The sequence below is a fragment of the Vibrio sp. M260118 genome (assembly GCF_036533755.1).
Classification (GTDB): Bacteria; Pseudomonadota; Gammaproteobacteria; order Enterobacterales; family Vibrionaceae; genus Vibrio.
Map to the genome: position 1 here is coordinate 1 of NZ_JATABG010000044.1, position 13,797 is coordinate 13,797.

A 13,797-nucleotide genomic window follows, 5' to 3' on the forward strand; every position below is an offset into this window, starting at 1 on the left:
ACAATGTAAATACTGGCATATTTGGCGCCGTAGAATAGAAATAGCGAAAGCGTTGGTCGAGAGTCCGGCGCTTTTTTTATTTCGGAAACGGGAACGCACTTCGCTTTACAGAACCGCTCGTATCCCGCTTTAACTTCCTACCTTTGAAGGTTAAAATCTTCTTTCCATAACGTACCTTTCCATGAACGGAGTCCCAGTGTCAGATCCCCAGTTTACTCTTCAAGACGAACAATTTATGCGCCGAGCAATGGAACTGGCAGCACAAGCAGAAACCGAAGGTGAAGTTCCTGTTGGAGCCGTTCTCGTTAAAGATGGTGAAGTGATTGCTGAAGGTTGGAACCAATCGATTGGCGAGCACGACGCCACAGCTCATGCTGAGATGCAGGCGTTGAGAAAAGCTGGTCAAGCTCTACAGAACTACCGTTTGTTGGACACCACACTTTACGTGACGTTAGAGCCATGCCCGATGTGCGCGGGTGCATTGTTACATAGTCGAGTGAAGAGAATCGTATTTGGCGCTCCTGATCTTAAAGCGGGGGCGGCAGGCACAGTATTGAATCTATTTGAACATCAAGCGGCTTACCACTATGCAGATGTAGAGCAAGGCTTACTCGAAGATGAATGCCGAACGCAGCTACAGGCGTTTTTTAAAGGGCGTCGTAAACAGATTAAAGAACAGCGTAAAAAAGCGAGAGAGTTGGGACAGAAGGGAGAGTAGGTTACGAGGTCAACAGACCCTAAGCAAACATCTGAGTAAGATGTTTGCTCTCTAGGTTATTCAGCTAATAGCTGCATAAATGCACGGTGGCGCGCAATGACTTTCTTTTTGTTGTTGCTAAGCATGCGTTTACGGCGATTTGCAGTAACGGTCTTATTAAGGCGTTTTGACTGCATTTTACGTCTAAGCATAAAACAACCTCCTATTATGGTTAAAATAATATCAACGACGAACTGGGTAGAAGGCGGCTGATATTGAGACGATTAAAGTCTTATACCTGCACATTGTTACCATTTTAAGAAAGTTCGCAACTGTTGTTTGATACAAGATTATATTTGGTCTTAATGGTGGGAATTCAAGAGCGTCGCCTGAGACAGGGTGACGCCCTCACGGTTATTGATCAGCGCTGATTTCTTCGCTATCCGATGAGTCTTCATCCTCATATCCCGATGCTGCTGCCGAGACTGCATTCTCAGGTAACTGAATGACGGTTAGATCATCGATACTAATGTCTTGCGAGCTTGATTGCTGTTCAACATGGCCTATGATGCTCTGGTAGTAGCGACGTATGTTTTCCACATAGTTGCGTGCTTCATCTCCACGAGCAAAGCCATAGCGAGTTTGACTGTAGTATTTTTGTTGGCGTAGTAAAGGAAGACGGTCTTTAACATCTGACCATGCGTCTGGGTTGCCGCCTTGATGTTTGGTCATTCGTCTTGCATCCATCACATGACCATAGCCAACGTTGTATGAGGCTAAAGCGAACCAAATTTTTTCGTGCTCATCAATCGAGTCTGGAATGCGATCGACCATGCGACGCAGGTACTCGACACCGCCACGAACAGATTGCTCAGGGTCAAGACGGTTGGTGACACCGACACTTTTTGCCGTTGGTAAGGTTAGCATCATCATGCCACGTACACCGGTCGGTGATTTCGCTTTCGGGTTCCAATGTGACTCTTGGTAGGCCAAAGCTGCGACTAATCGCCAATCAAACTCTTCAGAATATTTTTTAAACAGCGGTGACCACTTTGGTAATTTTGAGTCGAGTGCACGAATAAATGCACGGGTGTCGACGTAATCAAAGCTACCCACATGGCCGATGTATTTCTCTTCCAGTGAGGCAAGGTGACCTGATTGATTCACTGAGCCAAAGAACTCAATCAAAAGTCCATATAGGCTCTCATCTTGAGAAGGGCGCAGGAACCAAGAGATAGGTTGGTCTTCGGTCAGCTCAAATGCAATGGCGATGTCAGGATAGATACGCTGAGAAAGTGACACTTCTACAGAGTCGGCGACTGTAAATCTTTGCTCGCCTTTTGACACCGCTTTGAGTAGGTCGTTGACGTCGGCATTTGAGTCAATCTGGTATGAAAACTCAGGATGCTCATCTTTTATCTGCGCAAGCGTGGTATTGAAGTGAGAGTCACTGACGATGCTTAGCACGTCTTGCCCTTCGTTCTCTTCAATCAGTTGTTGTTGCTTCGCAAGCAGTTGCTTCAAGTTCCTTGGACGCCATTTACCTTTCTTGTACACCAATTGTTGGCTGACATAGTAATAAGCGGGGCCTGGACGGAACTTCTGGAGTCTCTCTGGTGACTGGCTTAGGCCTGCGGCAATAATGTCAATTTCGCCATTTTCCAGTGCAGGGTAGAGGCTAGAAATTCGGTAAGCGGGTTTCATCTCTAGTTGGACACCCAACTCATTGGCAAATTCACGCGCTAGCTCGTAATCGAGTCCTGTTGGGCCATCAGGGCCGATATAGTAGGAGAGTTGATTGTTGAGCGTACCTACACGAAGTACACCACGCTCCTTAATTAAGTCGAGCTCACTTTTTGGCTCTGATTCAATTTGGCAGCCTGATAGAAGAATAGTTGTCAAAAGCAGCAAGCACAGTGGCTTTAAGTGACATAAAAAATACTTATTCATTAACGACGATCTCATACATCCAGTATGGCATTTATATCAGAGTGTCATAACAAGGCAAGCCAATCCGTATTTCAGCGGGAGAAGCATTGCTAAAATCTCATTCTTGCTGTAATTCAAAATTGACAAAAAAAATGACGCAAACGGTTGCTTTTGGTGTTACATCACAAAAATAAATCCTATATAATGCGCTCGCAAGCGAAGAGGTGAAATCGGTATAGGTTCGCAAGAGCTAGATTAACTTGTTGAATTTATTCCAATATTACCTCAGGTCATTAGACCTCAACCAATTGTATAAGAGACCTAAGCACATGAGAACTTTTCGTGGCTCCCCAGCTCTATCTGAATTTCGTGTTAATAAGCTTCTAGAGCTTTGTCGTGAATTAAGCTTGCCTGTGACTGGCATTTACGCTGAATTCGCTCATTTTGCTGATTTATCGTCAGACCTTGATGCTCAAGAAGTGAACAAGCTAGAAAAGCTTCTGACTTACGGCCCAACAATTGAAGAGCACGAGCCATCAGGTCTTCTTCTGCTAGTGACCCCTCGTCCAGGTACTATCTCTCCTTGGTCGTCAAAGTCGACAGATATCGCAAATAACTGTGGCCTAGATAAAGTGGTTCGTCTAGAACGTGGTACGGCTTACTACATTGAAACGTCTGCTGAACTTAGCGAGCTTCAATTGGTTGAACTAAAAGCTATCTTGCATGACCGTATGATGGAAGTGGTATTCTCGGCATTTGACGCTGCACAAGCACTATTCCAAGTGGCTGAGCCTGCACCAGTCGCGGATGTTGACCTATTAAACGGTGGTCGTGTTGCGCTTGAAAACGCAAACGTTACCCTAGGTCTTGCACTTGCTGATGACGAAATCGAATACCTATATGACGCATTCGTTAACAAGTTAGATCGCAACCCAACAGACATCGAGCTAATGATGTTTGCCCAGGCGAACTCAGAGCACTGTCGTCATAAGATCTTCAACGCAGATTGGACCATCGACGGCGTTAAGCAAGAGAAGTCTCTGTTCAAGATGATCAAGAACACTTTCGAAACCACACCAGAAAACGTACTGTCTGCCTATAAAGATAACGCAGCAGTGATGGTCGGTTCTGATGTGGGTCGTTTCTTCCCGAACCCTGAGACTCGCCAGTACGGTTACAACCAAGAGAAAGCGCACATCTTAATGAAGGTGGAAACGCACAACCACCCAACGGCTATCTCTCCTTGGCCGGGCGCTTCGACAGGCTCTGGTGGTGAGATCCGTGACGAAGGCGCAACAGGTATCGGTGGTAAGCCAAAAGCTGGCCTTGTTGGTTTCACAACGTCTAACCTACGTATTCCTGGTTTTGAACAGCCATGGGAAACAGATTTCGGTAAGCCAGGTCGCATCGTTAACGCACTAGATATCATGCTAGAAGGCCCACTTGGTGGCGCGGCTTTCAACAACGAATTTGGTCGTCCAAACCTACTGGGTTACTTCCGTACTTACGAAGAAAAAGTTAACTCTCACGCGGGTGAAGAGGTTCGCGGTTACCACAAGCCGATCATGATTGCTGGTGGTATGGGTAACATCCGTGACGAGCACGTGCAGAAGAAAGAGATCCCGGTAGGTGCAAGCCTAATCGTACTTGGTGGTCCTGCGATGAACATCGGCCTTGGTGGTGGTGCGGCATCTTCAATGGCATCTGGTCAATCAGCAGAAGATCTCGATTTTGCTTCTGTACAGCGTGAAAACCCAGAGATGGAACGCCGCTGTCAGGAAGTGATCGACCGTTGTTGGCAGCTTGGTGAAGAGAACCCAATTGCATTTATCCACGATGTGGGCGCGGGCGGCATCTCTAACGCACTTCCAGAGCTAGTAGACGACGGCGAGCGTGGTGGTATCTTCCAGCTACGTGATGTACCAAACGACGAACCAGGCATGAGCCCACTTGAAATCTGGTGTAATGAATCGCAAGAGCGTTACGTAATGGCGGTTGCGCCAGAGAACATGGAAGTATTCGATGCGATCTGTAAGCGTGAACGCGCCCCATACGCAGTAGTAGGCATTGCAACTGAAGAGCGTGAACTAAAACTGGAAGATTCACACTTCGACAACACGCCAATCGACATGCCAATGGACGTGCTTTTAGGTAAAACACCTAAGATGCACCGCGATGCGAAAACGCTTAAGGCGAACAACCCAGCGGTTAACCGTGACGGCATTGAGCTAAACGAAGCAGCAGATCGTGTTCTACGTCTTCCAACGGTCGCAGAGAAAACATTCCTTATCACTATCGGTGACCGCACGGTGACTGGCCTAGTGGCGCGTGACCAAATGGTTGGCCCATGGCAGGTGCCAGTCGCTAACTGTGCAGTGACTGCAGCAAGCTACGATACTTACCACGGTGAAGCGATGTCTATGGGTGAGCGCACGCCTGTTGCTCTTCTAGACTTTGGCGCATCTGCTCGCCTAGCAGTTGGTGAGGCAATCACTAACATCGCTGCGACAAACATCGGTGATATCAAACACATTAAACTGTCTGCTAACTGGATGTCTCCAGCAGGTCACCCGGGTGAAGATGCAGGTCTTTACGAAGCGGTGAAAGCGGTAGGTGAAGAGTTATGTCCAGCACTTGGACTGACTATCCCTGTGGGTAAAGACTCAATGTCGATGAAGACTAAGTGGGAAGAGAACGGTGAGCAGAAAGAAGTAACGTCTCCGTTATCTCTAATCATCACTGCGTTTGCTCGTGTTGAAGATGTCCGTAAGACAATCACTCCGCAATTACGCACAGACAAAGGCGATACTTCATTAGTACTTATCGACCTAGGTAACGGTCAAAACCGTCTAGGTGCAACAGCTCTAGCACAGGTTTACAAGCAGCTTGGTGATAAGCCAGCAGACGTAGATAACGTAGCGCAGTTAAAAGGTTTCTACCAAGGCGTTCAGACTCTAGTTGCGAACGACCAAGTCGTGGCTTACCACGATAAAGGCGATGGCGGTCTATTCGTTACTCTAGCTGAGATGGCATTTGCGGGTCACTGTGGTGTTAAAGCGAACATTAAAGCATTAGGTGCTGATGCTCTAGCTGCACTATTCAATGAAGAGCTAGGTGCAGTACTTCAGGTTAAGAACGAAGATTTAGACGCTGTACTTTCAACGTTAGCAGCAAATGGCCTTGAGGCATGTTGTCATGTAATTGGCTCTGTCGAAGCATCTGATGAGCTAGTGATCACTTCTGGTGACACTGTAGTTCTTGAACGTAACCGTACTGAACTGCGTACTATCTGGGCTGAGACTACGCATAAGATGCAAGGTCTACGTGACAACCCAGCATGTGCTGACCAAGAGTTTGAGGCGAAGAAAGACAACTCTGACCCAGGTCTAAACGTTGAGCTAAGCTTCGACGTGAACGAAGACGTCGCAGCGCCTTACATTGCGAAAGGTGCTAAGCCTAAGATGGCAATCCTACGTGAGCAGGGCGTTAACTCTCATGTAGAGATGGCTGCAGCCTTTGACCGCGCAGGCTTTGAAGCAACTGATATTCACATGAGCGACATCCTAACGGGTCAAGCTGCTCTAGAAGAATATCAAGGCCTAGTCGCTTGTGGTGGCTTCTCTTACGGTGACGTTCTAGGTGCTGGTGAAGGTTGGGCGAAATCTATCCTGTTCAACGAACAAGCGCGTAACCAGTTTGAAGGCTTCTTCCAACGTCAAGATACTTTCTCTCTAGGTGTGTGTAACGGTTGTCAGATGCTATCGAACCTGAAAGAGCTAATCCCAGGAGCAGACCTATGGCCACGTTTTGTTCGTAACGAATCTGAGCGTTTTGAAGCTCGCTTCAGCCTAGTAGAAGTTCAGAAGTCTGATTCTGTATTCTTCGACGGCATGGCTGGTTCTCGTATGCCAATCGCAGTGTCTCACGGTGAAGGTCGCGTAGAAGTACGTGATGCTGACCACCTAGCAGCGATTGAAGCATCAGGTACAGTTGCCGTGCGTTATGTCGACAACCACGGTAACCCAACGCAGCAATACCCGAACAACCCGAACGGTTCGCCAAATGCTATCACGGGTCTAACGACTCAAGATGGCCGCGTGACTATCATGATGCCACACCCAGAGCGTGTATTCCGCACAGTGGCTAACTCATGGTCTCCAGAAGGTTGGGGCGAGAACGGTGCTTGGATGCGCATGTTCCAAAACGCACGTAAGAACATCGGTTAATGAGTTAGTTGCTAGTTGACTAGAATCTAGTCGCTAGAAAGTTGAAAAGCGCAGATCGAAAGGTCTGCGCTTTTTATTAGTCTAGGGACTATTTTCTAGGAACTTGAAACTTTCTATGCTCTAATACCGCGCTTGCCAAGGGATGGCTAAATCCCTCAACAATCCCTTAGGAAATGAATATGTCGAACAATAAAAAATTCGCTATCCGCGTGACTGAGAAACGTAACGGTTGGTGCGCAGAGATCACTCGTCAAGTGACTTCACGTAAAACGTCTGTATCTAAACGTGAAACGGGCTTTGAAACTGAAGCAGCAGCACAAGAGTGGGCTGAAAAAGAGCTAGCAGGTTTCATCGAAAACCAAGCAGCGCGTAACGAACGTAAAGGTGAAGCGCGTAAAGTGCGCATTGAACGCGAAGAGCGTCTAGCGCAAGAAGCAGCGGAAAAGAAAGCACGTTACGAAGAAGCCAAGCGTGAAGCAGCACAAGCTGAAATGGATGATGAAGACGACTTCTTCGACGAAGAGTAATCATCAACCACTAAATGCCTCATCGATAACGAGGCGATTGTTTAGTACCTGAACGATCTTCGGTTACAAAAATCCCCGCTGACGCTGTTAGCGGGGATTTTCTATTTCTGGATTAGCCGTTTAGGTACTTAGCATGAAACTCTAGGTGCTGATCAATAAAGCTAGAGATAAAGAAGTAGCTATGATCGTAGCCAGGCTGAATTCGCAGCTCTAGATTTGCACCTGACTGCTGCGCTGCTTTTGACAAATACTCTGGCTTTAATTGCTCTTCAAGGAAATTGTCGGCATCGCCCTGATCGACCAAGATAGCAAGTTTTGAGCCCTGTTTAAGTAGCTCTGCTGAATCGTATGGCAACCACTCTTGCTGATTGTCACCAATGTAATTACTAAGCGCTTTTTGACCCCAAGGGCAATTGATTGGCGATGAGATCGGACTAAATGCCGATATGGAGCGATAGTTGTCTTGATTCTTCAAACCTATGGTTAGAGCACCATGACCACCCATACTATGTCCAGAGATCGATTTAACGCTGGATACAGGGAAGTGTTGTTCAATTAGCTTCGGTAACTCCTGAGTGATATAGCTGTACATTTGGTAGTGCTTATTCCACGGCGCTTGAGTCGCATCGACATAAAATCCAGCTCCTAAGCCAAAATCATAGGCTGCGTTTTCATCGTCAGGTACGTCTTCACCGCGTGGGCTAGTATCTGGCGCAATAATCGCAATGCCAAGTTCGGCCGCCTTTTTAAATGCTCCGGCTTTTTGCATAAAGTTTTCATCGGTGCAGGTTAAGCCCGAAAGCCAATAAAGTGTGGGTACTGGATTGTCCGCAGTCGCTTGCGGCGGCAAGAAGATCGCAAAGCGCATATCACAATTGGTCGTTGAAGAAGAGTGGGAGTATTGCTTATGCCAGCCGCCCGCAACCTTAGCTTGGCTGATATTGTTAATTGTCACTATAAAGACCCCAGTTCATATTGATGAAGCGTTTGTTTTTCAATGCCTTCTATAGGCATGGATGCCGATAGAGAGCTTACATGGATGTACTTGCAGCGTGCTTGAAAAACAATTGCTTAATCAGTTTATCAGAGAAAAAGGCCTACCATATGGTAAGCCTTTGTTATTATTAGTAGTCAGGCTACTGTTCCATATGCAGAACAGTACGGATAGACTCGCCTTTATGCATTAAATCAAATGCTTCGTTTGCTTGATCAAGACTCATGGTGTGGGTAATAAACTCTTGCAGACCAAACTCGCCCGCCATGTAGCGGTTAACGATCTCAGGCAGCTCCGAGCGACCTTTAACACCACCGAAAGCAGAACCGCGCCAAACTCGACCTGTAACAAGTTGGAATGGACGAGTTGAGATCTCTTGACCTGCGCCCGCAACACCAATGATGACTGATTCGCCCCAACCTTTGTGACAGCACTCGAGCGCTTGGCGCATCAAGTTTACGTTACCGATACACTCAAATGAGTAGTCGACGCCACCATCTGTCATTTCAACAATCACTTCTTGGATTGGCTTATCGAAGTTTTGTGGGTTGATTACGTCGGTAGCCCCAAGTTGCTTGGCTAGGTCAAACTTACTCTCGTTAATATCAATACCAATAATACGACTAGCACCTGCCATACGAGCGCCAATGATTGCTGATAGGCCAATGCCACCAAGGCCGAAGATGGCAACCGTATCACCTTGCTCGACTTTTGCGGTGTTGAGCACTGCGCCCATGCCAGTTGTAACCCCACAACCTAGTAGGCAAACCTCTTCAAGTGGTGCTTGTTTGTTCACTTTCGCTAGTGAGATGTCAGGCAGAACCGTGTACTCAGAGAAGGTTGAGCAGCCCATGTAGTGGTAAATAGGTTCACCATTGATAGAGAAACGACTTGTGCCATCTGGCATTAGGCCCTTGCCTTGAGTTTCACGTACTGCCTGACAAAGGTTGGTTTTACCTGACTTACAGAACTTACACTCGCCACATTCGGCGGTGTAAAGGGGAATAACATGGTCGCCAACTTCAACGCTCGTTACGCCTTCGCCAACCATTTCAACAATACCACCGCCCTCATGACCAAGAATGGAAGGGAACACACCTTCTGGATCTTCTCCTGATAGAGTAAATGCGTCTGTGTGACATACACCAGTCGCGACGATGCGGACTAGAACTTCTCCTGCTTTTGGCAGTTCAACATCGACCGTTTCACGTGTCAGCGGCTCACCTGCTTTCCACGCAACCATTGCTTTTGACTGGATGTGAGTCTGACCCGGTTTGATATCAAGTGACATGCTTCATTCCTTCATTGATGTTTGAGTATGGTGATGCTCTAAGAATAGTTGAGTAGCACCGTTTTGTTGGAATGCATTATAGGCATTTCACATTTAATGATAATCCGGCAAAATGGCAAAAGATAATTACATATTTGTAATAATGTTGAATGTATAGGTGAGATTGATGTCGGATTGGGAAGGCGTGACAGAGTTCGTTGCTGTGGTGGAGTCGCAAGGCTTCACGGCCGCAGCAAAGGTGCTTAATACCTCTGTGGCTCAAGTAAGCCGCAAAATTAGCGCACTTGAAGCTCGTCTTGGCGCTAAGTTGTTGCATAGAACCACACGAAAAGTCTCAGTAACGGAAGCGGGGCATACTTATTATGCGCACTGCCGTGGCTTAGTCGAAGGATTGCGAGAAGCAGAGAGGGCTTTATCTCAACTCAATAACATCCCTCAGGGCAAACTTAAGATCACCACCTCTATTACCTATGGTGAGCACATTATTGCGCCTCTGCTTAATGAGTTTTTGGCTCAGTACCCAAAAATTGAGTTGGACTTTGTTCTTTCGAATCAGAATCTTGATTTAATCGAGCAAGATTTTGACCTTGCTATCCGACTTGGTCATTTGGAAGATTCGAGCATGATGGCCAAGCGTTTGGCCTCGAGACAGGTTAAGGTATGCGCGGCTCCGAGCTATATTGAAAAATATGGCGAGCCTCATAGCTTGTCAGAACTGGAACAGCATAACTGTCTTATTGGTCAGTCGCAGTATTGGCGTTTTCAACAGTCTCAAAGTGGCAATAAAGCAATTGATAAAAGCGTAAGGGTGATGGGAAATTTACGTTGCAACAGCGGTATTGCGCTGCTTGATGCTGCGATTAATGGCATTGGCTTAGTTCAGTTGCCTGACTTCTATGTCGACGAAGCGATTGAGCAAGGCAAGTTGATCGAGGTGTTAGTTCCTTACCGCGAAAGCCAGCAAGGCATATGGGCGGTGTATCCGAATAACCGTCATCTGTCAGTCAAAGTTAGTCAACTGATTACGTTTTTGAGTGAGCGATTGGCATAAAAAAGCCCTACGAAAAGAGTAGGGCGTTTAAGTATCTGTTGATAGCTGATTATCTAAATTGGCCCGCTTCAGCAAGGAACTCAAAACCTGCTGTCGCCAGGCGAGCTTCAAGGGCAGCTTTATCAATATCAAAGAAAACCACAAGCTTATCGAGATCGCCGCCGAAATCATCGCGCAGCTTCATGTTGACGATGCTCATCAACATTACTGGGTCCATGGTCTCAAAATTGGCTAAGTTCATTACTTGTCCTCGAAGTCCGAGATCAGTAGGTTAGCCGCAGCGAATGCCGCTTTGTCTCTTGCTTCTTTTGGTAGTGATTCGTCAGCAGCAATCTCATTTAGCGCTCTAACTGCACATGAAATCGCTTGTGGTACATAGGCTTGGTCGCCACTTCCGATCTGTGCGTAAAGTTCGCGCACTAAATCACAACAGCCGTATACTTGCATGGCTTGTTCTCCGATAAATGATAACTGCTCTCAAATATACACATTCAACTGGTGAAACTCAAAAGCTAAGGTTGTTCTAGCTCAAAACGGTGATTGACGTGGTTGATTCCTAACCACTGGTTGAAGGTAAATGTAGTAGTTTAAAACAAAAAAGACGAGCATGTGAGCTCGTCTTTGTTATTGATTAGAGTGGGTTACTCTTCGGCGTAGCCGTGAATGCCAAGGAGTTTACCGTCTAGGTAGGCTTCTTTTTCATCCTTCATTACCAAGCGCTCTTCAACTAACCACTTCACCACCATAGGGTAGATTTTGTGCTCTTGAGTTTGAACACGCTCAGTCAGAGTCTCGACGTTATCTTCATCAAAAATAGGCACTTTTGCTTGAAGAATCACCGGGCCACCATCAAGTTGCTCAGTAACAAAGTGAACACTGGTTCCGTGCTCTTCGTCGCCAGCATGGATAGCGCGCTGATAAGTATTGAGCCCCGGATACTTAGGAAGCAGAGAAGGATGAATGTTGATCATACGGCCCATGTAGTGGCGAACAAATTCGCCACTTAGAATTCGCATATAACCCGCCAATACCACGACGTCTGGCTTGTACTCATCGATCTGCTTCATAAGTTCAGCATCGAAAGCGTCACGAGTATCGAATGCTTTAGGGTCAAGGAAATGTGCCGCTGATCCTGCTTGTTCTGCACGTTCTAACGCATATACATTGGCTTTGTTAGAAAACACTGCAGTGACTCGTCCACCCTTAATTTGGGTCTTACAAGCATCAATAATTGCCTGTAAGTTTGAGCCGTTTCCAGACACTAGAACAACAATACTCTTCATGCTTATTTGATCTCTACTTGTTCTTCACCAGCTTCAGCATTGGCGATTTCACCAATAACCCATGCGTTTTCGCCTTCTTGGTTAAGAAGCTTAACGGCTGCGTCTGCTTGGTCTTTTGGTAGAGCAACGACAAGGCCAACACCACAGTTGAATGTACGGTACATCTCGTGTGTTGTTACGTTGCCTTTCTCTTGTAGCCATTTGAAGATGACTGGCCATTCCCAGCTGTTGCCGTCAACAACCGCTTTAGTACCTTCAGGTAGTACGCGTGGAATGTTTTCCCAGAAACCACCGCCAGTGATGTGAGAGATTGCATGGATGTCATGTTTCTCAATCATCTTAAGCGCTGATTTGATGTAAATTTTGGTTGGCTCTAGAAGGTGCTCACCGATTGTGCGGCCCGCTAGCTCTTCATTTTTGTCTGCACCAGATACTTCCAGGATCTTACGGATCAGAGAGTAACCGTTTGAGTGTGGACCGCTTGAACCTACAGCGATAAGCGCATCACCTGCGGCAACTTTAGTACCATCGATAACGTCTTCTTTTTCAACTACGCCGACACAGAAGCCTGCAACGTCGTAATCTTCGCCTTCGTACATGCCTGGCATTTCAGCAGTTTCACCACCGATTAGTGCACAACCCGCTTGTACACAGCCGTCTGCGATACCTGAAACAACGTCTGTTGCAGTATCAACATCCAGTTTACCTGTTGCGTAGTAATCTAGGAAAAATAGTGGTTCTGCGCCTTGCACGATAAGGTCGTTAACACACATAGCAACAAGGTCAACACCAATAGTGTCGTGCTTTTTCATATCCAGAGCTAGACGGAGTTTAGTACCCACGCCATCAGTACCGGAAACAAGAACTGGCTGTTTGTATTTAGTTGGTAGCTCACACAGTGCACCGAAACCACCAATACCACCCATCACCTCTGGGCGACGAGTACGCTTTACAGCACCTTTAATACGGTCAACAAGTGCGTTGCCTGCATCGATGTCAACGCCAGCGTCTTTGTAACTAAGAGAAGTGTTATCAGCACTCACAGGGAAGTCCTCTGGTTTTAAGTTGGGTATGAAAACGGCGCTATTCTAACAGCGGATAAACCCAGATAGCAAACGTTTGCGTAAGTTTTTTCTTTTGTCTTAGAGCAAGAAATTGACAACGAAATCGTTTATAATCTGAAGGTTTGTTTAAAAATCACCACATAAGCCGGAGATGGAAATGAAAGTTGTTGAAGTAAAACACCCTCTTGTTAAGCACAAATTAGGTCTAATGAGAGAAGGTGACATCAGCACTAAGCGCTTTCGTGAGCTAGCCACAGAAGTTGGTAGCCTACTTACTTACGAAGCGACTGCAGACTTTGAAACAGAAAGAGTGACCATTGAAGGTTGGAATGGCCCCGTTGAAATCGACCAGATTAAAGGTAAGAAAGTGACAGTTGTGCCTATCCTGCGTGCAGGGCTAGGTATGATGGACGGTGTTCTTGAACATATTCCTAGCGCTCGTATCAGTGTTGTTGGTATCTACCGTGACGAAGAGACACTTGAACCAGTACCGTACTTCAACAAATTGGCATCTAACATTGATGAGCGTATTGCGCTCGTTGTAGACCCAATGCTTGCGACAGGCGGTTCAATGATTTCAACCATCGACCTATTGAAAGAGCAGGGCTGTACGCAGTTTAAAGTACTGGTTCTTGTTGCTGCTCCTGAAGGTATTGAAGCTCTGGAAAAAGCGCACCCAGACGTAGAACTATACACAGCGGCAATCGATGAGAAGCTAAACGACAAGGGCTACAT

Annotated in this window: 13 protein-coding genes; 5 read left to right on the plus strand and 8 right to left on the minus strand. The window is 46.6% G+C overall.

The window, feature by feature from the left end; translation table 11 throughout:
- Positions 1–196 precede the first annotated feature (196 nt).
- The gene (gene tadA, locus QTO00_RS04815) at positions 197–718 is read left to right on the plus strand and encodes a tRNA adenosine(34) deaminase TadA (protein ID WP_038206155.1); all 522 of its coding nucleotides are present in this window, start codon (positions 197–199) and stop codon (positions 716–718) included.
- A gap of 56 nt (positions 719–774) precedes the next feature.
- Here the strand turns inward: tadA and QTO00_RS04820 are convergent, their stop codons facing one another.
- Positions 775–909 (minus strand): hypothetical protein, encoded by a 135-nt coding sequence (locus QTO00_RS04820; RefSeq protein WP_331423332.1) that lies wholly within the window; start codon positions 907–909, stop codon positions 775–777.
- Between the two features lie 202 nt (positions 910–1,111).
- Complete coding sequence (mltF, locus tag QTO00_RS04825) at positions 1,112–2,647, minus strand: membrane-bound lytic murein transglycosylase MltF (protein ID WP_331423333.1); 1,536 nt, start codon at positions 2,645–2,647, stop codon at positions 1,112–1,114.
- Positions 2,648–2,955: 308 nt separating this feature from the next.
- Here mltF and purL point away from each other — a divergent pair, with 308 nt between their 5' ends.
- Both purL and QTO00_RS04835 read left to right on the plus strand, forming a co-directional pair.
- On the plus strand, positions 2,956–6,852 hold the full coding sequence (purL, locus tag QTO00_RS04830; RefSeq protein ID WP_331423334.1) for a phosphoribosylformylglycinamidine synthase: 3,897 nt from the start codon (positions 2,956–2,958) through the stop codon (positions 6,850–6,852).
- A 179-nt stretch (positions 6,853–7,031) separates the two neighbouring features.
- Positions 7,032–7,379, plus strand: coding sequence for a DUF3622 domain-containing protein (locus tag QTO00_RS04835; protein ID WP_331423335.1), 348 nt, complete (start codon positions 7,032–7,034; stop codon positions 7,377–7,379).
- A 112-nt stretch (positions 7,380–7,491) separates the two neighbouring features.
- Here the strand turns inward: QTO00_RS04835 and fghA are convergent, their stop codons facing one another.
- Together fghA and QTO00_RS04845 are read right to left on the minus strand one after the other, a co-directional pair.
- Complete coding sequence (gene fghA / locus QTO00_RS04840; protein ID WP_331423336.1) at positions 7,492–8,334, minus strand: S-formylglutathione hydrolase; 843 nt, start codon at positions 8,332–8,334, stop codon at positions 7,492–7,494.
- Positions 8,335–8,515: 181 nt separating this feature from the next.
- Positions 8,516–9,664, minus strand: coding sequence for an S-(hydroxymethyl)glutathione dehydrogenase/class III alcohol dehydrogenase (locus QTO00_RS04845; protein ID WP_331423337.1), 1,149 nt, complete (start codon positions 9,662–9,664; stop codon positions 8,516–8,518).
- A 166-nt stretch (positions 9,665–9,830) separates the two neighbouring features.
- Here QTO00_RS04845 and QTO00_RS04850 point away from each other — a divergent pair, with 166 nt between their 5' ends.
- On the plus strand, positions 9,831–10,715 hold the full coding sequence (locus tag QTO00_RS04850; protein ID WP_331423341.1) for a LysR substrate-binding domain-containing protein: 885 nt from the start codon (positions 9,831–9,833) through the stop codon (positions 10,713–10,715).
- Positions 10,716–10,764: 49 nt separating this feature from the next.
- Here the strand turns inward: QTO00_RS04850 and QTO00_RS04855 are convergent, their stop codons facing one another.
- From QTO00_RS04855 to purM, 4 genes are all read right to left on the minus strand, one after another.
- The gene (locus QTO00_RS04855) at positions 10,765–10,956 is read right to left on the minus strand and encodes a DUF4250 domain-containing protein (protein WP_038205780.1); all 192 of its coding nucleotides are present in this window, start codon (positions 10,954–10,956) and stop codon (positions 10,765–10,767) included.
- Positions 10,956–11,162, minus strand: coding sequence for a YaeP family protein (locus tag QTO00_RS04860; protein ID WP_038205777.1), 207 nt, complete (start codon positions 11,160–11,162; stop codon positions 10,956–10,958). Before QTO00_RS04860 ends, QTO00_RS04855 begins: the two co-directional genes overlap by 1 nt.
- Positions 11,163–11,356: 194 nt before the next feature.
- The gene (purN, locus tag QTO00_RS04865) at positions 11,357–11,998 is read right to left on the minus strand and encodes a phosphoribosylglycinamide formyltransferase (protein ID WP_331423345.1); all 642 of its coding nucleotides are present in this window, start codon (positions 11,996–11,998) and stop codon (positions 11,357–11,359) included.
- 2 nt (positions 11,999–12,000) lie between these two features.
- On the minus strand, positions 12,001–13,041 hold the full coding sequence (purM, locus tag QTO00_RS04870; RefSeq protein ID WP_331423347.1) for a phosphoribosylformylglycinamidine cyclo-ligase: 1,041 nt from the start codon (positions 13,039–13,041) through the stop codon (positions 12,001–12,003).
- Between the two features lie 178 nt (positions 13,042–13,219).
- Here purM and upp point away from each other — a divergent pair.
- A partial coding sequence (gene upp / locus QTO00_RS04875) for a uracil phosphoribosyltransferase (RefSeq protein WP_331423349.1) occupies positions 13,220–13,797 on the plus strand: 578 nt, incomplete at its 3' end.